Origin of the sequence: Labilithrix luteola (genome assembly GCF_001263205.1) — a bacterium.
GTDB classification, from domain to species: Bacteria; Myxococcota_A; Polyangia; order Polyangiales; family Polyangiaceae; genus Labilithrix; species Labilithrix luteola.
Genome location: NZ_CP012333.1, coordinates 11073999 through 11099167, shown reverse-complemented (window position 1 = coordinate 11099167; position 25169 = coordinate 11073999). Strand labels below are relative to the sequence as shown.

The window sequence follows — 25169 nt, the reverse complement described above, 5'->3', positions numbered from 1 at the left end:
CGCTATAGCAGAGCCTGCCCGCTCGGCCGTCCTTCTCCCCGCGGCGTCTCGCGCGCTACTTGACGATCTCGACGGTCGGCGCGGGGGTCGCAGGTCGCGACGCGCCGTGATCGTCCGGTCCGTCGTGCAGAACCCACCACACGGTCAGGAACGCCAGAAGGGCGCCTGCGAACAGGAAGAGCATCTTGGCCGCTTCGTCGGGCTTCGTGCGATCTTCGAGCGTCTTGGCTGCCTCGCGCACCGCAGCGTCCGTGGCGCTCGCCGCGAGCTTCGGAGCACGCGCGCGAACCTCCGCGTAGTTGCCATTGGTGAACGCGACGACGAGCGCATCGAGCTCGGGATCGGCGGGGAAGTTCTTGGCGAACGCCGGAAAACCCCACGAACCTCGCGCGGCGTCGATGGGGGCCGCGGACTCGTCGCTCGGATTCTCGCGTGTCATGTTGCTGCCTCGACGGAATCGACCGAAATGCGGACGTGGGGCTCGTGAGGAATCGAGCGGGCGACCTCGCCGTGGGTGATGGCGCGATGGAGCAAGGTCGGCGCGAGTCCCGGTGCGATCACGCTGGGCGTGACTTCGCTCGAAGGAAACATCTGAACGAACGCCGGCGCCCGCCGCACGCGGTCCACGATGGTTCGTTCGAGCACCATCGACGTGTACTGCGCTGCACCGAGCTCCGGTGTGTTCGCGTTGAGCACGATGTCGAGGTCCTGCTTCTTGCAGGTGAAGGCGAGGCCTTTGATCTGGCTGTCGAGCGGCGACCAGTTGTCGGCGCAGGTGCCGTTCTCGCTGATGCCCCACACGCCGGAGTCCGTGTTGACGAACAGCGTCTGGTTACCGGAGGTGTGCCCGGGCGTTCGAAGGAGCATCACGCCGTCGCCGAGGACGAAGTCACCGTCGGTGAAGACGACCATGTCTTCGCGCACGCCTTGCTTGCCGTCGCGGACGAACCACGCCTTTTGCAGCGGGTGCAGATCGTCCCAATCGTCCCACTCGATCTTCGGGGCGAGGAGCTTCGCTTTCGGGAAGCGAGGTGGACGCGAGCCGTCGGCGGTTCCGAGCAGGCCTCGGAGATCTTGCGTGTGGAAGTGATCGAACGCGACGTAGTCGATGTCTTCCGGGGCCACGCCGAGTCGCATCAACTGCGCTTCGATGGGATCGAACTTGCCCGCGACCGCATCCGAGAGGCGCGTGCCGAGCGTTTCGATCAAGCGCGCGAAGAAGGGCGTGGCTTTCGCGGCGGCGACGTCGGTCGGGTTGAAAAGCAGGTTCACGAGCTCGCCTCGCCGTTGGAACTGCACGAGGACGCAGCGGTGCGTCAGCATCACGAGCGGAGCGGGCGCGAACGCCGCCGACCAGAACGCATAGCGCGTCGGGTAAGCGAGAGTCGTGAGCGGCAGAGTTCGAACGGAGACCGCACGCGGACCGCTCGCGAGCTTGTCGTGGAGCTGCTCGCCGGCACGACGCAGGGCTCGGAGCTGAGCGCCGCGGTTCCGAATCGACCACGCCTCGTCGAGATCCTCGATTCGCACGAGATCGAGCGGGCTCATGACGCCGACCTTAGGCCACTGCCTGCGTTCGGGCAATCGCGGGGGGCGCGTTCGAAGGGTTACGAGCCGTTCAGATCAGGCTCGAAGGCGAAGAGCTCGCGCGTGCCTCACTGACAGTGGCCGAGCTTTACACCACCGACGACGGGCGCGTTGGCGCCGTAGACGTCAACGCACGTCAGGCCGCTCCCGCAGTCGCTCTTGCCGATACGGCACCACTTCTCGCAAACGTTGTCGAGCAGGTCGGGGTCGTAAGCACACCCGAGGCCTTGCTTGCAGTCGCTCGCCGAGGTGCACGAGCTGTAAAGCGTGTGCGTGCCCGCCTGGTCGCAGTCGGTTTGGCCCTGGGTCGCGTCCCAGATGCAGTTGTTGGTGCCACAGGCCGCCGAAGGATTTCGGAGGTCGCAGGTAATGGCGCAGACCTTGGTGTTCTTGAGTGCCTTGCCGCTGGAGTTGTAGACTTGCTGGCAGCCGCCGAGCCCCGTTCCGGTACACGCGGCGCCTGCCGTGTCGCAGTACGGGCGGCACGCGCCGAAGAGGCAGGTGTTGCCCGCGGCACAATCCGAGGTGGTCGTGCATACGGAGCCGAGCGCTCCTGTCCCTGCCGCGACGCAGGCCGCTGCGCCGGTCGTATGGTTCGTGACATCACACGTCTCGCTGGCGGCGCAACCGCATTGAGGAGTGAGCCCGCACACGTTGCTCGGGGCCGTCGTCGCGCACGTTCCTCCGGAACTGGAGCTGGAGCTGCTGCTCGAGGTTCCACCGGAGCTGGAGCTGCTGCTCGAGGTTCCACCGGAGCTGGAGCTGCTGCTGGTCGATCCGCCGCTCGAACTCGAACTCGAACTACTCGAGCTCGTGCCCGCGTCGCTCTTCGTCTTGCCCTTGCTACCCGCGTCGTCGTCACTCGAGCCCGAAGGAAGTCGTGCCGACGACTCTTCCGGATCGGTCGGCGACGACGTTTGCTCGGGCGAATCCGCTCCGATGGCGTCGCTGCCGCCGTTCGCGCATGCGGCGAGCACGCCGAGCGAGCCGACGAAAGCGGCGAGGCCCAAACCCAAGGCGACAGGACTAAGCGAGCGATGCAGCGGGAACGCCATGACGGCCCGCATCTAACCATGGCAAAATGCAGCGCCCAGTAAGCTCGACTTAGGGGACGCTCGCGAGACGACGGCGTGTAGTTTTATGTTTGTTACTTACACGCCACCACACTGGCGAGCGGGCTGAAATTCCCGCCGATCCCCGCCGGGCGGAGCGTGTCCATCTCGATGAGTGCGGCTTCGAGCGCGCCTTTGATCTCGGCGTACGTCTGGCCGAGCTTGTTGTCGGTCTTGCCCGGTTCGGCGACGCACATGAACTTCGACGAGCCGCACGCGTCGAAGTCCTCGCAGAGGCCTCCGCCGGTCGCGATCTTGCGAAGCTCGCTGTCACCGTAGACGACGCGGCTGCTGATCATCGTGAGGCGAACGTTCTTCGGCGTCGAGTTGACGAGCACCTCGTAAGGCGTCTTGCGCGCGGTCTCGTCGGCGCTGAGGACGAGGAGGTCGGCAAGCATGCCAGCCTTGATGGTGCCGAGACGATCAGAGAGGCCGAGCACGGTGGCAGCGTTGACCGTCGCCATCGTCACGATGTCCCTCGCGGTCAAGCGACCCTTCCAATGCTCGTCGCTCCACTTCTTGGCGAAGTGCATCTCGTCGAGCATGTTTTGGCTGCCTCCCATCGACCAATCGGGAGCGAGCGAGATGGTGAGCCCCGCGTCGAGCGCGGCGGGGATGTTCGTCGTGTCGCCGTAGAGCGCGACGTTCGACGCCGGCGACCACGTGAGCTTCATCTGGTGCGCGGCCATCGCCGCGAACTCGGTGGCCGTGAAGGACGTGCCGTGCGTGATCGCCGTTTGAGGAGCGTAGAGGCACTCCGGTGTCGTGGTCGCGGCGCCGAGCTTCGTGAACTCGTCGCGAGCCTTCTGATCAAGCCCTTCGCCGACGTGAATGAGGTAGGCGGCCGTCTTGCCGCTCGCGTAGTTTTTGCACACGCCGTCAGCCGTGGTCTTCGAGGGCGTGATGGCTGCCGTCTGAACTCTGTCGGCATCGAGCCCGTTGAACTGCGTGTCGATCGACCGAGCGAGCGACGCGAAGCAGGGCAGGGCGGTGCCGGCGAGGCCGACGACCGAGGTGGTGCCGGCGACCATCGCCTTGAGCTCACCCCACTTCTCCATCTCGCATTCGAGGCTGCCGGCGCCGTGGTACTTGGCGGGGCACCACGTGGGCTTGCCCTGCGAGGCATCCGCCAAGCACTGCTTGACGTCGACCATCACCGTGTAGCGCGGCTCGTTCTTGTCCAGCGTCCACTCGTCGTGATTCTGGTACGGGTGCTGCGGGAGCCAGTCCGAATCATCGAAGATGTCGAAGAGAATGTGGTTGTGCGTGTCGATGAGGCCCGGCGCAATGATGCCGTTCACGATGACGTGCGCGACGCCGTCGGCCAGCGGATCCTCGGAGCATGTCGTGCCCGGCTCGGCGCAGGCGATGGTGCCGTTCGGGAGCGTGAGCACTTGCCCTTCGTAGGGCCCCGTCTCGCCGATGACCGTGCCCTCGAGCAGGATGCCCTTCGTCGGATCGCCGGTGATGACCGGCGGACCGCCATCGGGGCCCACTTCTTCTTCAGGATCAGGACCCGCCTCGGCGCCCGTCGGTCCCTGAGCGAAATGGGGATTCTCTCGATCACTGCAGCTCGCGGTAGCCAGACCAGCGAAGCTGGCGAGGAGGGTCGACGCGACGAGCGAGGCAAAGGACAACCGCATCGTCGTTCAGAATAACTGAACCGGCGAACGATTCACGGACGTCTTCGTTTCGAATGCGCGTCGGAATTCGCTCGCGTGTTGCCATCGAGTCATGCGACGCAGTGCGACGTGACGTGACGTCGTGAAACACGACGCCGACGGGATGACGAAGTCGTAAGAAATCGTGATTTGGGAGTAGGGTCTCGCGCATGCCGAAGCGGCACAGCCCTGGATCGAGCGATAACCGGGTGGTCTCGCACATCGAGGAGGTCGTTCTGGCGACCAGTGGCGAAGACACCTTCGAGCTCGTTTTCGCTCTCGCTGCCTCGCGGGTGCTGGCCAAGCGGGGCCGCGACGGCAAGGCCAATGCCCGAACGTCGCTCCGGTCCGTCATCGAAAAGGTCGCCGAGGCACATCCGGAGCTCGACGTGTCGGTGCCGCGCGACGCCACGGACGCCTTGCTTGCCCAGGTCGACGGTTTGCTCGCGCGCGCCCTCCCGACTGGTGAGCGCCGCGGCGAGGCCCTAGGGGCGCTCGATGCCGTCTTCGAGTCGCTCGTTCCCCGCATTGCCAAAGGCGACAAAGGGCAGTTCTTCACGCCGCGACACGTCGTCGACTTCGTTGTTCGGGCGCTCGAACCCCGCGCGGGCGAGCTCGTGGTGGACCCGGCGTGCGGTTCCGGCGCTTTCCTCGCTCACGCACGTGCTCGTGCGCGCGTGTCGACGTTCGGCTCCGACATCGACCCGCGTGCCGTTCGCGTCGCCCGCCTCTCGGCCTTGGCGCAGGGCAGGAGTGCGGAGAGCGTGGTGCGCGCCGATGGCCTGCGCTCTGGCTCCATGCGCTCGGGAAAGGCGGACGTGGTGGCGACCAACCCGCCCTTCGCGGGTCGTGCCGACGCCGACGGGTTCGCCGTGGCCGAGGTGGTGCGCACGCCCGAGCGCGACGTTCTCTTCCTCGAGCGCTCGCTCGACTTGCTTCGCCCCGGTGGGCGGCTCGGCATCGTTCTGCCCTACAACAAGGCGGCGGGCGCGTCGTTCGGAGGTCTCAGGCGCTGGCTCGCCGAACGCGCGCGGCTCTTTGCCGTGGTCGGCTTGCCGCGTGAAACGTTTCTTCCACACACCGCCCAGCGCACGTTCGTTCTCTTCGCGAAGAAACGGCGCAAGGGCGAGCGAGCCGATCCCTCCGAACGCACGATGTTCGTCGTCAGTGAAAAAGCCGGCAAGGACTCGGCGGGTGATCCCATCGTTCGCGGTGCCGGAGGCGCGCTCGATCACGACCTCGAAGGCGTAATTTCCCACCTCGCGCCGTTCCTCTCCGCCGAGGGCTTCTCGTCATGACCCGCGCGCGCAAGAAGGTTCCCGCCAAGGTGGCAATCCGCACGCTCGCCGAGCTCGGTGAAGACGTCGTCCTCGCGCCCGAGCGACATCTTGCGGCGATGCGTGCGGGTGACGGCGTACCGCTCGGAGACCTCGTGGTCGAACGGCGTGAACGCATCGAGACCTCCAAGCAGCCGGATGCCATCGTTCTCGACACCACGCACGCGCGTGAGGGCGTGCTCGACATCGCCGCGGCGCTTCGTGACGGAGGCGGGGCGAAGAGCGCGAAGAAAGCGGCGGTCGTCGGAGACCTCGTCGTTTCCCGTCTTCGCCCGTACCTACGCCAGATCGCGCTCGTTCATCCGTCCGCGCTGGCGAGCTGCGCCGGGGTCGAGGAACGACCGGTGGCACTCTCCACCGAGTTCTACGTGCTCGCGCCCAAACGCTCCGGTGAGGACCTCGCGTTCCTCTTGCCGTTCCTGCTCGGTGCCGAAGCCCAGGCCGCGCTCGCCGACGCGCAAGAAGGCGGGCATCACCCGCGCGTCCCGCGTGAGTCGCTCTTCGCTCTCCGCGTTCCTCACGCGCTCGTGCGGAGCCGCGCGAACAGGAGTCGCGAGGTGCGCACGGCGCTCGAAGGCTTCTACCGCGCGTCTTCGCGGCTCCTCGACGTGCTCGCCTGATCTCAGCGCGACGCCGGCTTTCGCTGGTGCTCGCTGTTGTTCTGGCACTCGCGCGCGATCTCGTCGTCGAGCGCGCGGATGGACGAGCTCTGGGGATCCATGGCGATCGCGCGTTGCATGGCCGTGCGTGCGTCGTCGCACCGCCCGTCACGCATCGCGTCAATGGCCGCCTTCATCCGGCGTTCGGTGTCGAGAAACAAGAGCGGATCGGTGCGGTCGCGGACGTAGACGACCACGCCGCTCCCGACGATGAGCGCGACGCACGCCGCCACGATCGCGCGCTGCGTGCGAGCCGAGTAGGTGGCGCCGCGTCTCCACGCGTTGGCGACGATGACCCCACCGAGCGCGCCCCCCACGTGGGCGGCGTTGTCGACCTGGACGATGTCTCCACGAAGGTATTTGAGCAGTCCGATGAGTAGGAGCAGCCCGAGCCATCGGGCCATGCCCCAGGCGAGCTCGCTCTTGCGGCCCTCGGTGCGGAGGCCGAGGACGATCGCGGCGCCGATGAGACCGCAGACGGCGCCCGAGGCACCCACGCTCAAGGTCTGCCCGAAGAAGCGACCCCAGATCGCGCTCGACGCGCTGCCGGCGATCCCCGCGGCGAGGTAGAGCGTGAAAAAGCGGGCCGGGCCGACGGCGCGTTCGACGATGGGACCGACCTGCCAGAGGGCAAAGAGGTTGAACGCGAGATGCAAGATCGACCCGTGCAGGAAGCACGAGGTTACGAGCGTCTCGAGGCGGCTGTCGGCGATCGTGTAGAGCGAGTCGTTCGCGCCGAGCCAGCGCAGGATGCCCGCGGGGACGGAGAGGGCGTACGTCGGTTTGCCGGACAGGTAGACCTGCGCGGCGAAGATGCCCGCGTTCGCAGCGATGAGGGCAGCGGTGATCGGGGCGCCACTCATGGCGCTCGGCGGCACGGCTTCGGCACGAGCGACGTCCCGCGCCTCGGCTTCGGCGCCATCCACGGGCTGCCGCGGACTTTCGGTGTCGCTCACCCGACCTTTTTACGCACCTGAAGGCCGTTTTCCAACCGGAAGAACGACGCGACCACAAGGCCGATCGTTGTCAAACAACTTGCGCAGATCGCTACGTGTTTGGCCCTGCGCTCGAGGTCCTGATACGGCAAAACCGATGGATGGCCTCGTCCGTGCGACGCTCCTCGTTCGACGCATTGCGCGTGCGGGGTTCGGCATCGCGCTGACGTGTGGGCTTGCAACCTACGTCGTTCTCGGCGGCGCGACCGCACCCCTCGGGCCGGTCCCGGCGATCGCCGCGGTCCTTTGGGGGCTCCTCCTCACCAAGCGTCTCCGCTCGAAGCTGCGGCTGACGGGCGACGCTCCCTTCCTGCTCGATTTCGAGCTCGGGGCGCTGCTCGCGGTAGGCCTCGACGCAGCGCTGCTCCGCTTCGACGGCACCCTTTCCGGGCGTTTCTCGCCGGCGACCTACGTTCTCGTCGCGCTCGTGGCGTCGTTCGGTCGCCCGCTTCCGGGTCTGGCGGTCGTGGCGTGGGTCGTCGGTCTCGACGCCGTCATTCGTTACAAGACGCTCGGCGAGCCGAGCCTCGAGTCCCTGGCCACGCAGGCGGGCTTCGCCTGCGCGTTCGCGCTGCTGAATCTCGTGCTCTTGCGGGCCGAGGTCGCGCGCATTCGCCTGACGGCCCGCTCGCGCGTCGAAGAGGAGCTCAAGCGCCTTCGCGACGACGCACGAAGCTACCGCCTGCTCGGAGCCGGCGAGTCGCGGACGGAGAAGGAGGACGCCGAAGAGCGCCTCGCGCGGTCGAGCGTCGAAGAGATCCACCAGTCGGTGCACTACGCTCTCGAGCTGCTTCGCCGCTGCCTCGACCTGCACACGGCGGTTCTCCTCTGGCGCACCGACTCGGGCACGCACCTTCGCATCAGCGAGCTCTCGACCGCTTCGGACGACATCCACGACGCTCCGTTCTCGATCGGTGACGGCGTTCTCGCAGCGGTCCTCGCCAAGAAGGAGGCCGTCCTTCTGGAGAATCTGCGTCCCTCGTACAAGATTCCCTACTACGCGAGCGCTTGTCCGGTTCGCGCCCTCGCCGCGATCCCCGTCATCGACGACGGCATCGTCCGCGGTGTTCTCGCCCTCGACCGCGTCGACAATCGCCCGTTTTCTCCGCACGAACACGAGCTCGCGGCCCAGGCCGCCCGCTACTGTCTCCGCGCGATCCAGAACGAGCGCGTCTTCGTACAGCTCGAACGCGCGAAGGTCGAGCAAGGCAAGCTCTACCGTGCCGCACAGGCGCTCGGCGCGGCGCTGAGCGAGAAAGACGTCGTCGAAGCCGGCGTTCGCGCGGCTCGCGAGATCGCGAGCTTCGACCTCGCCGCCGTCACCATCTGGGACGAGACGACCAAGATGCACGAGGTCTGCGCCGCGAAGAGCGAGAACCGCGAGATCGAAGATCTCGTCGGCCAGCGCTTCAAGCACAACACCGGCCTCGTCTCGATGGTGGTCACGAACCGCTTCCCGCTCCCGTACAAGGGCGAGTTCGATGCGGCCCACCAGACGGTGCTCACGAAGCGCCTGCCCTGGCCGAACATTCCGTCGCTCCTCGTTCTGCCCCTTCTCCACCACGGCCGTCCGCTCGGCACGCTCATCCTCGGCGCGAAGCGTCGCCAGGCCTTCGGCGATACCGTTCGCCCGACCCTCGAGGTCCTCGCGAGCCACCTCGCCGTCAGCCTCAGCAACGCCCGCATGGTCCACAAGCTCGAGACCATGGCCACGACCGACGGCATGACGGGCCTCTTCAACAAGCGCGCGATGCTCGAGCAGGCCTCGGCCAAGGTGGCCGCCGCCCACCGCTTCGGTCGCAAGCTCTCCGTGCTCGTGACCGACATCGACTTCTTCAAGAAGGTCAACGACACCTACGGCCATGACGTCGGCGACGTCGTCATCAAGGGCCTGGGGGAGATCCTCAAGCGCGTGAAGCGCACCACCGACGTCGTCGCGCGCTTCGGCGGGGAGGAGTTCGTCGTCCTCTGCGAGCAGACCGACGAGGCGGGCGCGCAGCTTCTCGGTGAACGCATCCGCGAGGAGCTCTCCAAGACGGTGTTCCAGTCACCGAACGGACCGCTCAAGGTCACCTGCTCGGTCGGTATCGCCACCTTCCCCGAGGCGGGCGGGACCTGGGACGAGCTCTTCAAGGCCGCGGACGAAGCGCTCTACGTCTCCAAGCGTGGCGGTCGTGACCGCGTGAGCATCTGGCAGCCGCCCTCGTCGGCGCGCGCGAAGGCGGGCTAAGCCCCCGTCTCTGCAAAGTCCCTGCGAACCTCGAGCATCGCGGCTTTACAGCCTTGCGGTCCGTGTACATGATCCGGCCATGAGTGAGGACAAGCCGAACCCGGTCAACGACCTCAAGCAGGGCCTCGGGCTCCTCTTCCGTGCGGCCAAGGGAGCGGTCGAGCAGCTTCCGACGGACAAAATCGAAGAGGCTGTGAAGGAAGGGGCCAAGGAGGTCGGCAAGGCCTTCGAGTCGATCGGCAACGAGATCGACAAGGTCTTCCATAAGACCGCGGACAAGCCCGCGCCGTCCTCTCACCAACCTCCTCCCGCTCCGCCCGCACGCGAAGCGAACGAAGCGAAGAAGGAGGAGCCCTACGACGATGCCTACGCGCCCGAGCCCCCGAAGGGCCCGCGCGTCGGCTGACGCCGCTAGAACGTCGCCTTACCGGGTGCGCACAGGTTCTCGGTGCCCTGGGCGTAGTGTGCCTTGGCGAAGTCGGTGAGCGTCGGCAGATCGACGCAATCGGCTTTGTACGTCCATCCCCAGGCTGCGGCCGCGACGGGCACGTCGAGCTGCGGATCGGGCGCGATGACGACGCGCACGCGAGTCTCCGAGTCGCAGAGCGGATCGGTGGGCACCGCCTCGCGCACCTTGCGCAGGCCTTCCACGATCGGCGCGCACGCGTTCGCATCCGGGCAGGGCTTGTAGAGCAGCAGGATGGCGCCGTGCTCGAGGCTGTGCACGAGGTAGGGCAGCTCCACGGGCGTCGAGAATTCTTGGAAGTTCGCCCAGATGATGTAGTGCGGCCCGCTCGAGGGGGGATTCGAGCTGTACGTGATCGGTGTGCCTTCGGGGACGTGCGTGCCCGGGAGGAGCTCGGGCGTGTCGATCGTCACCGGGCACGAGGCATCGGGATGAAGAGGCGCGGGTAGGCGCGCGCGATCGACGAGGCCTGCCTCGCTCGACGGCGTCATGGTGGGCCCGTTGTCCGACGACGAGTCGCCGTCGCTGCTGCACGCGACCACGAGGGCGGTTGCGGCGAGTCCAGATGCAAGGCTCGTGAGGGCGTGGCGGGCCACGTGCCTGGTTCGCGATGGGCGCCTCGGACAGCGAGAAGCAAGGGCGTTCACGCCGGTCAGCCTAGCGCACCGCTACGCACCCGGTCGACGCTCTGTAACGCTCGCTAACACGTTGCGGATCGCGACGGGGTTTGACGAAAGGTCGGCAGCCGCGTTCTTCTTGCGCTCGTGACGAACCCGTCGTCGCAGCCTTCGTCGTTTCTGGTCACCCCGGTTCTGCATCCGCGCGGCCGCATCGCGCCGCCGCTCCCGACCGATGCCCCCCGCTGCCAGCGTGTGCTTCGCACCGTCATCCGTCTCGGGCAGGGCCTCGTCTTCCACGACGCGTTCGACGCGGCGCCGGCCATGGCGTTCCACTTCTTCCTGAGTCTCCTGCCTGCGCTCGTGTTCGCGGGCTACGTCGTCGGGCGCTTCGCTCAGCACGACGGTGCCGCGGTCGTGCTCGGCCCGCTCCTCCGCAATGTCCCGGGCTCGGCTGCGAGCATCATCCATCACGAGCTCGAGCGACTCGGCGATGCGGGTGGGCTCGCGCCCATCAGCGCCGTGAGCTTCTTCTGGCTGGCCTCCGGCGGAACGCACGGGCTCATCAACGCGCTTGAGACCGTCATCGGTGCACCGCGACGGCCGTGGTGGAAGAAGCGCTTGCTCGGGCTCGCTTGGGTCGTGGTCGCCCTCGTGGTGATCGCGGTCGCATCGTGGGGCGTCGTCCAGTGGGACGTGCTCGTCTATGCGCCCGAGACGGGCAAGCTCCTTCGGGCGGCGAGCAGTCGCGCGCTCGCGCTGTGGGGCTCACTCGCGCTCGCGGTCGCCGTGCTCGCGGTGTTCTATCGGTTCTCCGTGACTCATCCAGGCGGCATTCAACGAAGGGTGTTGCCCGGTGCCGTTCTGGCCGTTCTGCTTTGGCTCGTGATCTCGTGGGGCTTCGGTCTCTACGTGAGCACGCTCGCGGGGTACGCCGTGTTCTACGGCAGCCTTGCAGCCGTTGCGGTGCTGCTCGTGTGGCTATGGCTCACGAGCCTCGCGATCCTCGTCGGTGCCGAATTGAACGCTCAGCTCGAGGGCTTGCGCGACTGACTTAAGCGCGCCTTTCGCTCTGCCGTTTCGATCGTCGAGACCATCGACGAGTCGGTCGATCGATGGGTGCGACGCTCTCTCTCGACGTCGTGCGAGGGCGCGAGTCGCGTGTGTGCAACGTGCTTCATCGAAGGCGTCCACACACCGTGTAGGCCTGTTTTTCCGAGACAAAATCGACCGGCACCACTCGCACGATCGTCTTCGATCGTTCAACATTGAGGAGAGCGGGAGGCAGCAAGTTTCTGCCGGTCGTTCCCGTGTTGCACATGACGCACACCCTACGTCACGCGCTCGTTTCTCCGTTCATCACTCTCGCGGCCGTCGCCACGATCCTCGTCGGCGCAGGTTGCGTGAGAAGGCAGCAGACTCCCGACGATCGCATGATTCGTGCGGTCGAGCAGGAGTCTTCAACGGGAGTCGTGGCGATCGCCACGACGATGGCGGACGCGCCCTCGCACCTGACGCTCTGCAGCGGTGCGCTCGTGGCGCCCAACCTCGTGCTGACGGCGCGCCATTGCGTGTCGCGCGCGGTGACGGCAACGCCGTCGTGCGATGCGCGCGGTCGATCGCACAACGGCGATCATCTGGCCGAAGACGTCGATCCGGCAGCGATTGCAGTCTACACGGGAACGCAGGTGCGTCCGGACGTCGATGCGCCTGCTGCTCGCGCCGTGCGAACGCTTCACCCGACGGGACAGGTGCTTTGCGACGCCGACGTCGCGTTCCTCGTGCTCGATCGGCCGATCCAGAACGCGGCCATTCTTTCGATGCGCCTGCACTCGTCGGTCGAAGCGGGCGACGCGATCGTTCCCGTGGGCTTCGGCGGCGGGCCGCTCAACGTCGTCGGCCACAAGGTCGCGCGTACGAACAGCACGGTGCTCGCCACGGGCCCCAGCGCCAACGCCGAGACGGGCGCGGTTCTCGGACCGCGTGAGTTCGAGGTCGACCAGGCCACGTGCCGTGGCGACTCCGGCGGTCCTGCCATCGATGTGCTCTCGGGCGAAATCGTAGGTGTGGTTTCGCGCGGTGGCAGCTGCACGGGCCACGGCAACCACGTCTATACGCGCGTCGACGCCTACAAGCGTCTCGCTCAGGCCGCGTTCGCCGCGGCAAACCGCGAGTCGGATGTCGCGTCGCGTTTCGCGCCCGCGCCCGATCACAAATAGCTCGACTCGCGCGCGCGCCGCAAAAGGGCGAGAAGGGCGAGAATCGCTGAACGCGAGCTCGGCACGAGATACTCTCTCGCTGGAGGTAGTCTCGATGCGAGCTCGGACGGTGACCTACGCCATCGGATGGATCTGCGCCGGCGCAATCGCACTCGCGTGCGGCAGCGACGAGGCTTCGAGCGATGGGGCCAGCCCCTCGGGCTCGAGCTCGAATTCGAGCGGCGGTGGCGGTGGAACGAGTCCCGGAGATCCGTCGAAGCCGCCGTCGCAGCCTCCCGCCGCCGGAGCGCTCGCCGGCAACCCCGATGGCAAGTGCGCGATCCCCGCCGGGGCAGGCCCTGAAGACGTCTCCTCGCCGACCACCGTGATCGGTACGGGAACGCCCGCGAGCTGCACGAGCGCGGCGTTCGTCAGTGCGGTGGCGAACGGCGGCGTCATCACGTTCGATTGCGGTCCCGATCCGGTGACGATCACACTCACGGAGACAGCCAAGGTCTACAACGACAAGGGCCCGAAGGTCGTCATCGATGGCGGGGGTAAAGTCACGTTGAGCGGCGGGGGGAAGGTCCGCATGCTCTACCAGAACTCGTGCTCGCCCGAGCTTCATGGCGGCGCGGATTGCAACGACCAGGAGAAGCCTGCGCTCACCGTGCAGAACATCACGTTCGTCGACGGGAGCTCCAAGGGCCTCTCTGACGACGACAACCAGGCTGGCGGCGGCGCCATCTGGGTGCGCGGCGGCCGATTCAAGGCGTACAACGCGCGCTTCTTCGGCAACGTCTGCGACGACCTGGGCTCCGACCTCGGGGGCGGCGCGATTCGTGTGCTCGACTTTCCTTCGAAGGGCACGAGCCAGACGCGCCCCGTCTACATCGTGCACAGCACCTTCGGCGGCGAGAACCTCGGCAACGCCTGCGCGAACGGCGGCGCGCTGAGCAGCATCGGCACCTCGTATACGATCGTCAACAGCCTGTTCCAAAACAACACCGCCGTCGGCCACGGCGCGAACGACGGCCAGGGCGGCAACGGCGGCGCCATCTACAACGACGGCAACACGTTCACGCTCTCGATGTGCGGCACGCGGATCGAGAACAACCACGCCAACGAGGGCGGCAGCGCGGTCTTCTACGTGAGCAACGACAAGACCGGCTCGCTCACCATCACCGACTCGACGCTGCGCAAGAACCCGAAGGGGACGTTCGAGACGGCGGACTATCCTGGGATGTTCATCATCGCCAAGTCGGGCGAGCCCAACGTCACGAACTCGACGATCGAGTAGCGCGCAGGTCCGTCGGTTCGCTCAACCCCTCTTGGGCGGCAGACCGAGCTCTTTCATGACGGCCTGGAGATCGTCCCAGGCCTGCTTCTTCGCCTCGCCTTGCTGCGCGCTTGGCCGCAGCAAGTACGAGGGGTGGTACGTGGGCATCACGGGGATCGCGTTTCGCGCCGTCGCCCGATCACCACTAGAGCGCCCGCAGGGCAAAGCGGGCGACGCCGTCGAGTAGCTCTCCCGGGCCATTGGGGCGCCCGACGGAAGCCGTTCACCTGCAGCGAGGGGCCACCGATTGGTTCTCTGCGCCTGAGCGCGCGCACGGTCAGGATTTCTCTCGAGACGTGCGCGCGCGCGGGGCGCGGATCGGTGAGGCGTCTACATCAGCGGACGAAGACAGCGCCGAACGCCGCCGTCGCCACGTCGCCGTTGTCGCCTCCGCAGCCGGCGACGTTGCCGACCGAAACGACGTCCGCACTGAACGGGCCGCACGGGGCGCCGTAGCCGCCGATGCCCAGCCACGAGTCCGGCGTGTTGCAGTCTTCCTGCTCGTTGCCGAGGATGCCGATGCGCACGCTACCCCACCCGGTGTTGTTCGTCGGGTTCGGACTGAACCCCTCCATGTTGCAGTTCGGCTGCAGCGAGGAGACGGCGAGCAGGCCCTTCCACGTGCCACGGCCGAGGCCGGTCGCGACGTAGCCTTCGTTCGAGAACAGGTCGACGAGCGACGAATAGGCGGCCGGGATGACCAGGGTGTTCGTCGTGCCGTTGAGCGTCATCGCGATGCGAATCTGCGTGAATGCGACGCTGTTGAAGCTCTGGAGCTTGGCTTCATTCGTGTCGAGATCCGCCTTGTCCGTGTTGAGCAATGTGTTCGTCGTCCAGAGCGGGCTGCTGAACGTGAACGTCTTCTGGGTTCCGTCGGCCTTGACGGCGAGCGTCCACCCGCCGCCGTCCGCGGTCATCTCGCAGTACGCGCCGAAGGGGGCGTTGCCGCCCGCGCCGTCGGGGTCGAGCGTGTAGACGCCGCTTGCTGCGGCGGGGACCAATTTGTGCAGCTCCGCGCACGTGGTTGGCAGCCGGCAGGTCAGGTTGGGAGCGCCGTCGCAGATGCCGCTCGCGCAGTCCGCGCCGGTGCTGCAGGACTTCGTGTCGGCGCACTTGGTCGTGCAGGAGCCACCGCAGTCGACGTCGGTCTCGGTACCGTTTTTGACGTTGTCGTTGCAGGCCGGGGCCACGCACTTGTCAGCGGTGCAGACCCCGCTCGCGCAGTCGGCGGGCGCGGTGCAGGACTTCGTGTCGGCGCACTTGGTCGTGCAGGAGCCACCGCAGTCGACGTCGGTCTCGGTCCCGTTCTTGACGTTGTCGTTGCAGTCAGAGGGGGTGCACTTTTTGGCGGTGCAGACGCCGCTCTTGCAGTCGGTGGCAGCCACGCAGCTCTTGGTGTCGTCGCACTTGGTCGTGCAGGAGCCGCCGCAGTCGACGTCGACCTCGGAGCCGTTCTTCACGCCGTCCGAGCAGGTGGGCGTTGCCCCGGAATCGGTGTTGCCAGCGGCGTCGGACGTGGCGGAGGCGTCGGACGTGGCGGAGGCGTCGGGCGTGCCAGGCGAGCTGCCCTCCGTTCCCGTGCTGGGAACAGTGTTGTCGGACGCGTCCGAAGCGCTGTCACCACAGGCAATGAGCGTAAGAATGCCGAGCGAAACGACACAACCTAAGATTCTCTTCATGAACGCTGTCTCCGAGAGGCGGCGATCGAGATTGGATCCGCCCCAAATGCGGAACGCTACACTCCTGAGTCGAGCTCGGGGGGAAAACTGGCGCCGAGTCATGTTTGCTCACACGCAGAACGCGCGCAGGAGCTGCTGCTGCCGCCCCGCAGAGGGTTTCAGTGTCGCAGCTGTTCCGGAATACTCGACCGTCGGCCGTCCAGACTCCCTCGCGTGGGATCGCGAGAGCCCAAGACTTGTCCCTTCCGCGGAGCGTCCGATGCGCAGTCGACGCGACGGAGCGCGATGAGCGTTCAGGCCCTCTTGGGCGGCAGACCGAGCTCTTTCATGACGGCCTGGAGATCGTCCCAGGCCTGCTTCTTCGCCTCGCCTTGCTGCGCGCTTGGCCGCAGCAAGTACGAGGGGTGGTACGTGGGCATCACCGGGATCTTGCCGCGATAGAGCTTCCACGAACCGCGCACCTTCGTGATGCCGAGCTTCGTGTTGAGCAGCGTTCCGACGGCGGTGTTCCCGAGCGCGACGATCACCTTCGGATCGACCACCGCGATCTGCTCGTGCAAGTACGGGATGCACGCGTCCGTCTCTTCGGGCTCGGGCTTTCGATTGCCCGGCGGACGGCACTTGATGATGTTGCAGACGTAGACGTCTTTTTCGGGATCGAGACCCATCGCCTGGATCATGCGATCGAGGAGCTGGCCGGCACGGCCGACGAACGGGATGCCTTGCGCGTCCTCGTCGGCGCCGGGCGCCTCACCGACGAAGCAAAGCTTCGCCTCGGGGTTGCCGCGCGAGAAGACGGTGTTCGTTCGAGTCTTGGCGAGCTCGCACTTGGTGCACGAGACGACCTCGGCGGCGATGACCGGCAGAGGACGCGGCGGTCCCGTCACCACCGGTGCACGCACGGAGACGGGCGCGGCCGCCGGAGCAGGTGCCGCTACGGGAGCCGGAGGTGGCGGCGGCGCCTGCGCGAAGGCCGGATCGATCGGAGCGTGTCGCGCCGACACGGGCATCGGCTCGGGATCGGGAGCCGGCGCGGGCATCGGCGGCGCGGCGGCCGGATGGGTCAGAGGTGGCGAGGGCGGCGACGGACGTGCAGCGTTGCTTCCCGTCTCGGGAACGGGGGCGGGGCCAGGGCCAGGGATAGGGACAGGCGCGGCGCCTCGCGGTCGGCGCGGGATGCCCGTTGCCCCGGTGTCCTGCTGCCATTCGAGGTACGCGCGCAGCGACGCCGCGACGCTGGCAAGCTCTTCGCGGAGCCCTTCACGGAACTCGTTCTGGCCACCGCTCGACATGCTCTCCATCGCTTACGGCGAATTCCCGCCCGAAGCAATCGACCGAGCCGACGCTCGTGGGCCTATCGTTCGAACTTGATGCGGAACGGCTTGGTCATGCCGCCGACGGCGTTGCCTTCGACGTCGAGCGCAGTGTTGTAGCGCTTGCGCATGGCGCATTTGCGGGCCTCGCGACCGAAGCCGTGGCCGGGATCCTGGACGATGGTGACGGTCTCAGCCGTGCCGTCCGCCTTCACCTTCACCTGGATGATGACATAAGCCTGGTCGATCTGCTCGGAGTCGGCTTCGCCGGGGAACGGGCAGTCATCCCAGCGGTCGCTACCGAGAAGGCCTGCGCCGCGCGAGCGATCGACGGAAGGACGGGGCGGGGCGGGCGCCGTACCGGTACTGCCGGGCACGCCGGTGGCCGCCGCCGCCGCGTTGTACACCGCGGTCTTGCTCGTGCCTCCCGCTTGCGTGGTGCCACCCGCGTAGGTGCTCCCCGAGCCGGTGACGAAGGTGTTGCCCGTCAGGTCGACGGGCTCGTCCTTCGCAGGCTCCTGCGTGAGGACCTTGGCGGCTTCGGCCGCGGCGGGCGGGGGAGGGGGAGTCGGCGCCTCCTGCTTTTCCTGCTTCGCGACAGGAGGCGGCGGCGCCTCTTGCGGCTGCTCCTTCACCGGCTCCGGCTCCGGCTCGGGGGGCGGAGGAGGCGGGGGCTCTTCGGGCTTGGCGATTTCGATCTCGTAGGTCTGGGCGAGGTTCGCGCTGACCGCCGAGCGGACCATGCGCGCCCACGCGAACATGTCCTCGAGCAACATCGCTGCGCCCGCTGCGCCGGCGACGCCAGCGTGCAGCGTGATGGCGAGGGCGATGGTGACGGCGACCGACATGCGTGAGCCGAGGTCGAGAACTCCGGCAAACGGATCTGTGTCGTTGCGCGTCTGGACGACGACCGATCGCGCTCCCCCCGCGTTCGCTCCGTTCAGTGCACCCATCTCGCCTGCATCGCCTTGGTGAAGAAGAAATTCGTTTTCGAAACCGGTCGGGGCGTGTGCCCGATCACGCGACCCGAGGGGCCGCGCCGAGACCCGTCCCGCGTCAACGCGCCGAACGGGTCGTCTCTGGACGCGTCACTTTGACGGTGCGGGCGCGGGTGCGCCGCCACCCGGAGCAGCAGCCGGAGCCGCCCCGGTGATCGGCGAGACGCCGAACGCGATCTTCTGAACGCCCGCCTGCTTGAGCAGGTCGAGGACGTGGATCACGCGCCCGTGAGGAACCGCGGTGTCCGCCTTGATGACGGCGCGGAGCTCCTTGTTCTTTTCCTCGGCGCTCTTCGCGAGCGGGAACACGGCATCGTCGTTCTGGACGTTCTTGCTGTCGACCTGCGTGGTGCCGTCGGCCGCGAGAACGATGCTGAAGACGGTCTGCACGTCGGATCCGCTGGCCGCCTTGGGCAGCTCGAGCGGGACGGACTTCGAAACGATCATCTTCGCGGTAACCATGAAGATGATGAGAAGAACGAGCATGATGTCGACCAGCGGGGTCACGTTGATCCCGACGATCGCGTCCTCGGATTCCTGAGCGCCTCCTGCCACGGCTTTCTCCTACGTGCTCGGTGACGCTATCGTCAGTTGTCGTCGGCGTCTTTCGACGCGCCCTTCGAACGCTTGCTCGGGCTCGGACGGGAAGCCGCGGCCTCGACGGCCTCGTCGGCTTCCGCGCTCGGCTCGCCCGTCGCCTTGAGGTGCGCGAGGAGCACGTGGCTGAGGGCGTCCGTGTTGGCGAGCGTGGTGCGGACCACGCGCTGGAACGCGTTGAACGCGGCGACGGCCGGGATGGCGACAAGGAGGCCGACGGCGGTGGCGACGAGCGCCTCGGCGATGTTCGACATGACCGCCTCCGGCGCGATGGCGGAGGAGGCTGCCTGCATCGTCGCGTTCTTCTGCTTACCGAGCTCGTCGAACGCGCCGACGATACCGATGACGGTGCCGAGGAGACCGAGGAACGGAGCGTTGTTGCCGAGCGTTCCAAGGAAGGCGAGGCGGCGTTCGAGCTTCACGCGCTGGAGCGCGCTTGCACCGGCCATGGCCTCTTCGGCCGCATCGGCACCCTGGGGCGCTTCGACGATGCCGGCCATGACGACCGCGGCCTCCGCGCTGGGCGAAGCTTCGAGCCTGCGGCGTGCACCGTCGAGGTCACCTGCGCGAAGCAGCCGACCGAGCTCGCGCATCAGGTTCGGCACGTCGTCGCGGAGGGACATGTACAGCCACAATCGCTCCAGCATGATGGCGAGCGACACGACACTGAGGACCAACATCAAGATGAGGACCCAGCTGGCCCCCAACCCCACCATCGCGGACTTGACTCGCTCGATCATTCGTCTTTTTCCCTGAGCGTGTGGTCGATCTCTGCTTCGACTGCGCTTCCGTTGCGGCCACTCACGTCATTCGTCATTCGAGTCACTGCCGTCACTGGGTTCCGTCGTCGCTGACGAATCCTTCGAGGAATTCGCCTCTTGGATTTCGAAGACGTCGAGCGGATCGAAAACATTGGCCAGGACCGTGGTGGCGTAGGCACCCTTGGGTAGCACAAACGAAACGCGGCATGCGTACGGTTGTTCCCCACGAGCTTTCGTTGCAGGGTCCATCACTTCAGCGATTGAAACAGCGTCGACACCAAGCTCGTCGACAGCAAGCCGAAGAGCACGCCTCGTGCCTTCGCCGAGCGACCGCGCTCGATGGAGGTCCACACCCTCGATGAACGGGGCCGAGATCCGCTCTTCGAGCGCCCGCACGTCACCCTCGGGTTGCCGCATTCGATCGCCCAGAATGGGTCCGGTCGGACACACCTCGCCCCGCGACGCTCGTTCACGGTCGATCTGAACGTCCGTACAGAGGAAGAGCCCGCCCGTATCCTCCTTGCGGAGGAGGTCCCCCGCCTGCGGAACGTTCCACGTTCCATCGGCAACGCGAGCGTCGAGGACGGCGTTGAAGATGGCGGACTGCAAGGCGGAGAAATGGAAGCGCCGTAGGCGAGGGTTGCCGGGAGCGCGCGCCTTGCCCGTGAGCCACGCTCGAGCTTTCTCGACGTTGTCTCCCTCGCGACCGAAGCGCTGCGTTCCGAAGGCGTTCGGCACGCCCTCCTTCGCGATGCGTTCGAACGCCGCACGAATGTCTCCCTCGGCGGTGAGGGGCAGGTCGCGCACGACGATCTGGAAGCGATTGCCCCGTAAATGTCCCGTCTTCAGCTTGTTGCCGTGCCGCCTCGCTTCGAGGATTTGGATTCCCTCGAGCTCCAGGCTCTTGGCGCGGACCTCGGCGTCGGCGTCGCGCGTGAGGAGGCTGATCCACTGCGTGGTGACGGCGAACTTGTCCTTCAGTCCGGCGACGCCGACCTCACGGAGGTCGACCGAGAGCGCACGGGCGATCGCACGCACCGCGTCGTCGGTGTTCAGTCCGCGTTTCTTGAAGTGTACATACAAGTGCTCGCCGGAGCCCGAGGGCTCGTAGGCGGGGATCTCGTCGACGACGAAATCGTCGGGGCTGCTCTTGATGAGGCCGCGCGGGCGCATGCCCGCTCCGTACTACATCCCGATCTCGTGGGCCATCACGTCTCGGGGACTGCGGAACGACTGCTGGGGTGAGTACGCGAGGAAGTTCGAGACCCGCGACGTGTAGAGGCACGCATAGTCGTCGACCTGTTTGCCGAAGCTCGACTGCTCGCTGCCTTCTTTGAGGAGCGAGCCCCAGTAGGGATGGAAGCGAAGGTCGATGCGTCGGTCGAGCGCGCTCACTTCCGCCTCGATCTGGCGGAGCTTGCCACGAATGCGTTCGACGGCTCGCTTGAACCGCATGCGGTCGGCTTCCAGCTCGGCGACGCTTCCGCTGAGGCCGCTCTTGTCCGCGGCGTTCAGCATGGCGGCGAGGTCGCGCGCGCTCTGGCGGTCGCTCTTTTCGAGTCTCTCGCCGGTCCGGTGCTCGATCTGGCGCGTGAGCTCTTTGATGCGTGCCTGGTAGTAGCGGAGGTCGTCTTCGAGGTGCTCGCGTTGATCGTCGAGCGACTCGATGGTGGCGAAGTCTTCTTTGCAGGACTCGTAGGCGGCGATCTCCGTCTCGAGCTCCTGCATGATCATCGCCGTACGCCACGCGCTGTCCTTCTTGGAGCGAAGGATGTCGCCGTAGATGTGATCGCCGACGTAGAGGATCTCGTCGCCCGTGACGCCGAGCGCGCGTTCGAGCTCCTGGAGGTTGCCGCCCTCGTAGATCTTCCCGCGTTCGAGCGGCAAGGTGACCGGACGCAGCGTCTCGCCGTCACGCTCGAGAAGCGGGCGTCGCTCGGTGAAGAAGATCGGCTTGGTGGCCGCGACGATGACGACGTCGAAGAAGTTTCGCCACGTCGGGTACTCCGCCATGGCCCCGCCGAGCAGGTACGTCATCATCTTCTCGGTGTACGCCCAGCGCGAGTTCGTCAGGAGAAAGAGCTTCTTTCCGGACGAACGCAGCTTGTGAAGCGTGGGCGCGAGATTCGGATCGCGATGCACGAAGTGCGGAAGGTTCGCCGCCACTTCGTCGAGGATCGTGCCGTCACGATGCGCTTCGTCGATGCACTCGCGGATGTCGGTGAAGAGCCGCGAGTAGTCGACCGCGTAACCCTTCTTCTCCATCGCGTCGACGAGGGCGGCGTAGGTGGCCACCTCGGAGAGTGCGTAGAGCGTGTCGATCCAGTGGTAGCGCGGCGTCGCCGGCCGGATCTTCTTCGCGTGGTAGAGCGCGCGGAGCTCCTCTTTCGTGAGCTCACGGAAGCCGTGGTAGCCCTTGTGGACGTGCTTGTAGCGGTCCATCTTGAGCACGTGGCCGAAGCGCTTGTCGATCAGTAGCCCGCGAACCGGGAACTGGGTCGACACCGGGACGGTCTTGATGAACTCCGGGTAGCCGCGCGCGATGAGCTTCGCGATGGTCGCGCGGATCGACAGGTCGTCCATCGCTGGCTGATCGTAGATCGCCAGCGTGTAATCCATGTCGAAGCCCACCCAGCTGATCCCGCTCATCTTCAGATTGCGGTTGCAGAAGACGCGGTCTTGCCGGGCGATCCCCGGCCCGCGTTCGCGCGATCCGAAGTCGTCGAGCGGGAGAGGGAGTTGCTTCGTATGGGGAGGCGGTTCGCTACGGGGTGCGGCCGACACGGAAACAAAAGTCTTTCACGGCCGGGTGTGTTCCCGCAACTAACGCGTGAGGGGGGCAGCTCCCGCGGGCCCGGGCGAGCCAAGGAGTCCCGGCTCAGGGGGCTGGCGCCAACGGGACCGTGCGGAGAGCCATCGCAGCCTGGCAGCCCTGCACGTGCGGGGCGATCATGGCCGTGTTCGCTCCCCCGATGGCGCGGGCGTCCACCATCGTTCGGGTCCGGAGAACGACGCTCCGCGTCGAGGCGCTCCAGACCACGGCCCTGACGAAGTGCGGAGCATCCTCGATGAGCGGGAGAATCGCCGGACGCCGCGTGGCCGTGAGGCTCTTGCCTATCTCGGGCTCGGGCATGCCTTCCGGGAGCTCGTCGACCACGGCGATGAGCAGGTCGACACTGGCGGCTGTTCGCCCCATCGCGAGTGACGAGGGCATGCGGAGCTCGTACTCTTCCTCGAGCCTCCGCACGAACAGGTGGTCGTCGGCCTCGTTGAGCTCTTCGGCGAACGCGCGCGAGAGCGGACGCAGTCCCTTGTGGACGAGGTGGAGAGGCAAAACGTCGTGGGTGGCGTCCTCGAAGAGGGCGCCTCCCATCCAGTAACGCGTGGCCGCTTCGCGGATGTCCTCGGGAGCGCTGCTCGCGGGGGGCTTGCGCAGACAAAGGACGAAGGCGTCCTTCTCCGAGCGACGAACAGCGGCGCCGATGGCGTCGAGTCGCGAGACGTCCGGTAACGCGGCGCGTACGAAGAGCGCCGTTCGTCCGAGGAGCTCGAGGCGTGCGGCGGATGTCACCAGCTCCGGGGCGGTGAAGTCGCCGGTTCAAGGCGTTCGGGCGGCCTCGAGGACGACATCGTCCATCGATCGCACGAGTGCGATAGGGCGTGGTGGCAAGACGCTCGCCTCCTCGCGCACGTACTCACGAAGCGCTCGTTTTCGTCGTGCGACGTCCCACTTGTTCGCGAGATAGCCAACGGCGCAGAGAACCAAGGTCACCGCGACGGCTCCTGAGACCCAACGCTCGCTGGGACTCAGGCCACGAAGCCGCCACCACCAACGCCAGCGCGACTGCCAACGTCCGAACGCACTTTCCATCCCCGACCTCGCTGGTGACAAACAGATAGTATTGCTATCGGATACCTCGGCTATCGTTTTGTTCCCGTGCGTCGGTCGAAATCGTCGAGTCCCGCGTTTTTCGGCATCCAGGAGCTCGCCGAAGCGACCTCCGTGTCCGTCGCGAGCATCAAGTTCTATCTGCGTGAAGGGCTTCTTCCTCCTGGCGACGCCTCACGGCCGCACCGCGCGTACTACGACGAGAGCCACGTCCGGAGGCTCGCGGTCATTCGCGCGATGCGCGACGCCGACATTTCGATCGACGCCATGCGGCGCGCGTTCGAGGCCGTGACGGCACCACGTGCCGATGCGGTCGACGCGATTGCGCCGGCGATCGACGCTCTGGCCGTGGCGACGGATGCGCCGGGCGTCGATGCCATCCTCCACCAGGCACGTCGCGACGTCGCCGAGCTGTTTCGCAAGGCGCGCCTCTCGGTGCGCGACGAAGCGGGCTCGCGTGAGACGGCGGCTCGCGCGCTCGCCAGCATCCGTCGCTTCGGGTTCTCGTTCACGTTCGAAGAGCTTGCGCTCTACCTCGAGATGCTCACGCCGCTCGCGCGCGTCGAGATCGAGCAGAACGAGAGCACCCGCACGATGCTGCTCTCCGACAAGGAGGGTTCGCTCGAACTTGCCGTGCTCGGAACCGTGCTTTTCGAGCCGATCATGATCGCGTTCCGTCGTGCTCTCCACGAGCATTTCACGACGAAGCTGGTGCGCGCCGTGGCGCCTCACTCCGGCGCGGCGTCCGTGGCAGTCGTGGCAGTCGTGCCTAGGCCGACCGCGACGGAGGGGCGAGCCGCCGCCGCCGAGGCTGTAGCTGCGACCTCGAGCCCGAGCCCGAAACGTGCGCGGAATGCGCGGGAGCCGAACGCGGGCGCGGAGGAGAAGAAGCCCAAGCGTCGATCCTCGGCAGCCCGTTGAGCTTCGGAAGTCCGGGACAAATTGTCATGCGTGAGCTCGAAGGGGCCGTCCGCGAGTGGTAGACCTGCCAAGGTGAGGCTCATCGTTCTGCGCACTGGCAACGCCGCGCCCGAGGTTGCGGCCCGACGTGGTGAATTCTTCTCCTGGATACGTCGTGAGGTCGGAGACGCGTGGTCGGGCGAGTGGCACGAGCACGACGTGCGCACCGATCACCCTCTGCCGCACGCCGGTGAGGCCTCGGCCTTCATCATCACCGGCTCGTCGAGCAGCGTGACGGAGCGCGCGCCGTGGATGCTTCGGACCGAAGCGCTCATTCGAGACATCGCCGACGCCAAGACGCCACTCTTCGGCATCTGCTTCGGTCACCAGATCGTGGCTCAAGCGCTCGGCGGAGCGGTCGCCAAGAATCCGCGGGGGCGCGAGATCGGCACCGTCGAGGTGCAGGTTCATCACCACGATCCGCGCGATCCCATCCTGGAGCACGTGGGCGAGCGCTTCCACGCGAACCACACCCACGTCGACTCGGTGATCCAGCTGCCGCCGAACGCGCGCCGGCTGGCGTCGACCGCTCTCGAAGAGAACTCCGCGTACAGCATCGGCTCGCACATCAAGTGCGTGCAGTTCCATCCCGAGTTCGATGGCGAAGTGATGCGCGGCTACATCTCGGCGCGCGCCCATCTCATCCACGCCGAAGGTGGCGACTCGACGAGCATGCTCGCGCGCGCCGTGGACGCCCCCGGTAGCGCCTCGTTGCTTCGCAACTTCGTTCGCCACGTCGTGGCGCGTCCGCTCGTCACGCTCTGAGTTCGC

General features: G+C 66.8%; 24 protein-coding genes. 9 read left to right on the top strand and 15 right to left on the bottom strand.

What is annotated here, in order from left to right:
* Window positions 1–55 precede the first annotated feature (55 nt).
* The 4 genes from AKJ09_RS47810 to AKJ09_RS47795 all read right to left on the bottom strand — a co-directional run bounded on the left by AKJ09_RS47810 (window position 56) and on the right by AKJ09_RS47795 (window position 4342).
* Complete coding sequence (locus AKJ09_RS47810; protein ID WP_146654540.1) at window positions 56–439, bottom strand: hypothetical protein; 384 nt, start codon at window positions 437–439, stop codon at window positions 56–58.
* Complete coding sequence (locus AKJ09_RS47805; RefSeq protein ID WP_146654539.1) at window positions 436–1548, bottom strand: MBL fold metallo-hydrolase; 1113 nt, start codon at window positions 1546–1548, stop codon at window positions 436–438. Before AKJ09_RS47805 ends, AKJ09_RS47810 begins: the two co-directional genes overlap by 4 nt.
* 107 nt (window positions 1549–1655) lie before the next feature.
* Window positions 1656–2603 (bottom strand): hypothetical protein, encoded by a 948-nt coding sequence (locus tag AKJ09_RS47800; protein WP_146654538.1) that lies wholly within the window; start codon window positions 2601–2603, stop codon window positions 1656–1658.
* A 131-nt stretch (window positions 2604–2734) separates the two neighbouring features.
* Window positions 2735–4342: an amidohydrolase family protein gene (locus AKJ09_RS47795; protein WP_146654537.1), complete on the bottom strand. Its 1608-nt coding sequence runs from the start codon at window positions 4340–4342 to the stop codon at window positions 2735–2737.
* A gap of 188 nt (window positions 4343–4530) precedes the next feature.
* Here AKJ09_RS47795 and AKJ09_RS47790 point away from each other — a divergent pair, with 188 nt between their 5' ends.
* Together AKJ09_RS47790 and AKJ09_RS47785 are read left to right on the top strand one after the other, a co-directional pair.
* A complete protein-coding gene (locus AKJ09_RS47790; RefSeq protein ID WP_146654536.1) occupies window positions 4531–5658 on the top strand; it encodes an HsdM family class I SAM-dependent methyltransferase in 1128 nt (375 codons plus the stop codon).
* Window positions 5655–6317 carry a hypothetical protein gene (locus AKJ09_RS47785; protein ID WP_146654535.1) on the top strand — a complete coding sequence of 221 codons (663 nt, stop codon included), beginning with the start codon at window positions 5655–5657 and terminating at the stop codon, window positions 6315–6317. The genes AKJ09_RS47790 and AKJ09_RS47785 overlap by 4 nt, the downstream gene beginning before the upstream one ends.
* A gap of 2 nt (window positions 6318–6319) precedes the next feature.
* Here the strand turns inward: AKJ09_RS47785 and AKJ09_RS47780 are convergent, their stop codons facing one another.
* Window positions 6320–7312, bottom strand: a complete 993-nt coding sequence (locus AKJ09_RS47780) for a rhomboid family intramembrane serine protease (protein ID WP_169928541.1) — start codon at window positions 7310–7312, stop codon at window positions 6320–6322.
* A gap of 136 nt (window positions 7313–7448) precedes the next feature.
* Between AKJ09_RS47780 and AKJ09_RS47775 the strand changes: the two genes are divergently transcribed.
* Both AKJ09_RS47775 and AKJ09_RS47770 read left to right on the top strand, forming a co-directional pair.
* Window positions 7449–9581, top strand: a complete 2133-nt coding sequence (locus AKJ09_RS47775) for a sensor domain-containing diguanylate cyclase (protein WP_169928539.1) — start codon at window positions 7449–7451, stop codon at window positions 9579–9581.
* A 79-nt stretch (window positions 9582–9660) separates the two neighbouring features.
* The gene (locus tag AKJ09_RS47770) at window positions 9661–9987 is read left to right on the top strand and encodes a hypothetical protein (protein WP_146654532.1); all 327 of its coding nucleotides are present in this window, start codon (window positions 9661–9663) and stop codon (window positions 9985–9987) included.
* A 5-nt stretch (window positions 9988–9992) separates the two neighbouring features.
* Here the strand turns inward: AKJ09_RS47770 and AKJ09_RS47765 are convergent, their stop codons facing one another.
* A complete protein-coding gene (locus AKJ09_RS47765; protein ID WP_146654531.1) occupies window positions 9993–10643 on the bottom strand; it encodes a DUF3105 domain-containing protein in 651 nt (216 codons plus the stop codon).
* A 168-nt stretch (window positions 10644–10811) separates the two neighbouring features.
* Between AKJ09_RS47765 and AKJ09_RS47760 the strand changes: the two genes are divergently transcribed.
* The 3 genes from AKJ09_RS47760 to AKJ09_RS47750 all read left to right on the top strand — a co-directional run bounded on the left by AKJ09_RS47760 (window position 10812) and on the right by AKJ09_RS47750 (window position 14162).
* A complete protein-coding gene (locus tag AKJ09_RS47760; RefSeq protein ID WP_146654530.1) occupies window positions 10812–11717 on the top strand; it encodes a YihY/virulence factor BrkB family protein in 906 nt (301 codons plus the stop codon).
* Window positions 11718–11983: 266 nt separating this feature from the next.
* The gene (locus tag AKJ09_RS47755) at window positions 11984–12883 is read left to right on the top strand and encodes a trypsin-like serine protease (RefSeq protein ID WP_169928537.1); all 900 of its coding nucleotides are present in this window, start codon (window positions 11984–11986) and stop codon (window positions 12881–12883) included.
* A gap of 94 nt (window positions 12884–12977) precedes the next feature.
* Complete coding sequence (locus tag AKJ09_RS47750) at window positions 12978–14162, top strand: hypothetical protein (protein ID WP_146654528.1); 1185 nt, start codon at window positions 12978–12980, stop codon at window positions 14160–14162.
* Between the two features lie 21 nt (window positions 14163–14183).
* Here AKJ09_RS47750 and AKJ09_RS55865 read toward each other — a convergent pair whose 3' ends face one another.
* The 9 genes from AKJ09_RS55865 to AKJ09_RS47700 all read right to left on the bottom strand — a co-directional run bounded on the left by AKJ09_RS55865 (window position 14184) and on the right by AKJ09_RS47700 (window position 23120).
* Complete coding sequence (locus AKJ09_RS55865; protein ID WP_275936713.1) at window positions 14184–14312, bottom strand: hypothetical protein; 129 nt, start codon at window positions 14310–14312, stop codon at window positions 14184–14186.
* A 224-nt stretch (window positions 14313–14536) separates the two neighbouring features.
* The gene (locus AKJ09_RS55860; protein ID WP_169928535.1) at window positions 14537–15880 is read right to left on the bottom strand and encodes a fibrinogen-like YCDxxxxGGGW domain-containing protein; all 1344 of its coding nucleotides are present in this window, start codon (window positions 15878–15880) and stop codon (window positions 14537–14539) included.
* A gap of 293 nt (window positions 15881–16173) precedes the next feature.
* A complete protein-coding gene (locus tag AKJ09_RS47730) occupies window positions 16174–17181 on the bottom strand; it encodes a uracil-DNA glycosylase (RefSeq protein WP_240488876.1) in 1008 nt (335 codons plus the stop codon).
* A gap of 53 nt (window positions 17182–17234) precedes the next feature.
* Entirely contained in the window at window positions 17235–18146 is a 912-nt protein-coding gene (locus tag AKJ09_RS47725) for an energy transducer TonB (RefSeq protein ID WP_146654525.1), read from the bottom strand.
* Between the two features lie 135 nt (window positions 18147–18281).
* Complete coding sequence (locus AKJ09_RS47720) at window positions 18282–18746, bottom strand: ExbD/TolR family protein (RefSeq protein ID WP_240488875.1); 465 nt, start codon at window positions 18744–18746, stop codon at window positions 18282–18284.
* Between the two features lie 32 nt (window positions 18747–18778).
* Window positions 18779–19528: a MotA/TolQ/ExbB proton channel family protein gene (locus tag AKJ09_RS47715; protein ID WP_146654524.1), complete on the bottom strand. Its 750-nt coding sequence runs from the start codon at window positions 19526–19528 to the stop codon at window positions 18779–18781.
* Between the two features lie 66 nt (window positions 19529–19594).
* Window positions 19595–20722 (bottom strand): tRNA pseudouridine(13) synthase TruD, encoded by a 1128-nt coding sequence (truD, locus tag AKJ09_RS47710; RefSeq protein ID WP_146654523.1) that lies wholly within the window; start codon window positions 20720–20722, stop codon window positions 19595–19597.
* A 12-nt stretch (window positions 20723–20734) separates the two neighbouring features.
* A complete protein-coding gene (locus AKJ09_RS47705) occupies window positions 20735–22333 on the bottom strand; it encodes an HAD-IG family 5'-nucleotidase (RefSeq protein WP_240488874.1) in 1599 nt (532 codons plus the stop codon).
* A gap of 94 nt (window positions 22334–22427) precedes the next feature.
* Window positions 22428–23120 carry a hypothetical protein gene (locus AKJ09_RS47700; RefSeq protein ID WP_146654522.1) on the bottom strand — a complete coding sequence of 231 codons (693 nt, stop codon included), beginning with the start codon at window positions 23118–23120 and terminating at the stop codon, window positions 22428–22430.
* 366 nt (window positions 23121–23486) lie between these two features.
* Here AKJ09_RS47700 and AKJ09_RS47695 point away from each other — a divergent pair, with 366 nt between their 5' ends.
* Both AKJ09_RS47695 and AKJ09_RS47690 read left to right on the top strand, forming a co-directional pair.
* Window positions 23487–24359, top strand: coding sequence for a MerR family transcriptional regulator (locus AKJ09_RS47695; RefSeq protein WP_169928533.1), 873 nt, complete (start codon window positions 23487–23489; stop codon window positions 24357–24359).
* An 87-nt stretch (window positions 24360–24446) separates the two neighbouring features.
* A complete protein-coding gene (locus AKJ09_RS47690) occupies window positions 24447–25163 on the top strand; it encodes a glutamine amidotransferase (protein WP_420814295.1) in 717 nt (238 codons plus the stop codon).
* The last annotated feature ends 6 nt before the right edge of the window (window positions 25164–25169 follow it).

Excerpts from the sequence above, each read along its gene's own strand:
- AKJ09_RS47810 (WP_146654540.1), bottom strand. The coding sequence starts at position 439 with ATGACACGCGAGAATCCGAGCGACGAGTCCGCGGCCCCCATCGACGCC.
- AKJ09_RS47805 (WP_146654539.1), bottom strand. The coding sequence starts at position 1,548 with ATGAGCCCGCTCGATCTCGTGCGAATCGAGGATCTCGACGAGGCGTGG.
- AKJ09_RS47795 (WP_146654537.1), bottom strand. The coding sequence starts at position 4,342 with ATGCGGTTGTCCTTTGCCTCGCTCGTCGCGTCGACCCTCCTCGCCAGC.
- AKJ09_RS47790 (WP_146654536.1), top strand. The coding sequence starts at position 4,531 with ATGCCGAAGCGGCACAGCCCTGGATCGAGCGATAACCGGGTGGTCTCG.
- AKJ09_RS47785 (WP_146654535.1), top strand. The coding sequence starts at position 5,655 with ATGACCCGCGCGCGCAAGAAGGTTCCCGCCAAGGTGGCAATCCGCACG.
- AKJ09_RS47775 (WP_169928539.1), top strand. The coding sequence starts at position 7,449 with ATGGATGGCCTCGTCCGTGCGACGCTCCTCGTTCGACGCATTGCGCGT.
- AKJ09_RS47770 (WP_146654532.1), top strand. The coding sequence starts at position 9,661 with ATGAGTGAGGACAAGCCGAACCCGGTCAACGACCTCAAGCAGGGCCTC.
- AKJ09_RS47755 (WP_169928537.1), top strand. The coding sequence starts at position 11,984 with ATGACGCACACCCTACGTCACGCGCTCGTTTCTCCGTTCATCACTCTC.
- AKJ09_RS47750 (WP_146654528.1), top strand. The coding sequence starts at position 12,978 with ATGCGAGCTCGGACGGTGACCTACGCCATCGGATGGATCTGCGCCGGC.
- AKJ09_RS55860 (WP_169928535.1), bottom strand. The coding sequence starts at position 15,880 with ATGAAGAGAATCTTAGGTTGTGTCGTTTCGCTCGGCATTCTTACGCTC.
- AKJ09_RS47730 (WP_240488876.1), bottom strand. The coding sequence starts at position 17,181 with ATGGAGAGCATGTCGAGCGGTGGCCAGAACGAGTTCCGTGAAGGGCTC.
- AKJ09_RS47725 (WP_146654525.1), bottom strand. The coding sequence starts at position 18,146 with ATGGGTGCACTGAACGGAGCGAACGCGGGGGGAGCGCGATCGGTCGTC.
- AKJ09_RS47715 (WP_146654524.1), bottom strand. The coding sequence starts at position 19,528 with ATGATCGAGCGAGTCAAGTCCGCGATGGTGGGGTTGGGGGCCAGCTGG.
- truD (WP_146654523.1), bottom strand. The coding sequence starts at position 20,722 with ATGCGCCCGCGCGGCCTCATCAAGAGCAGCCCCGACGATTTCGTCGTC.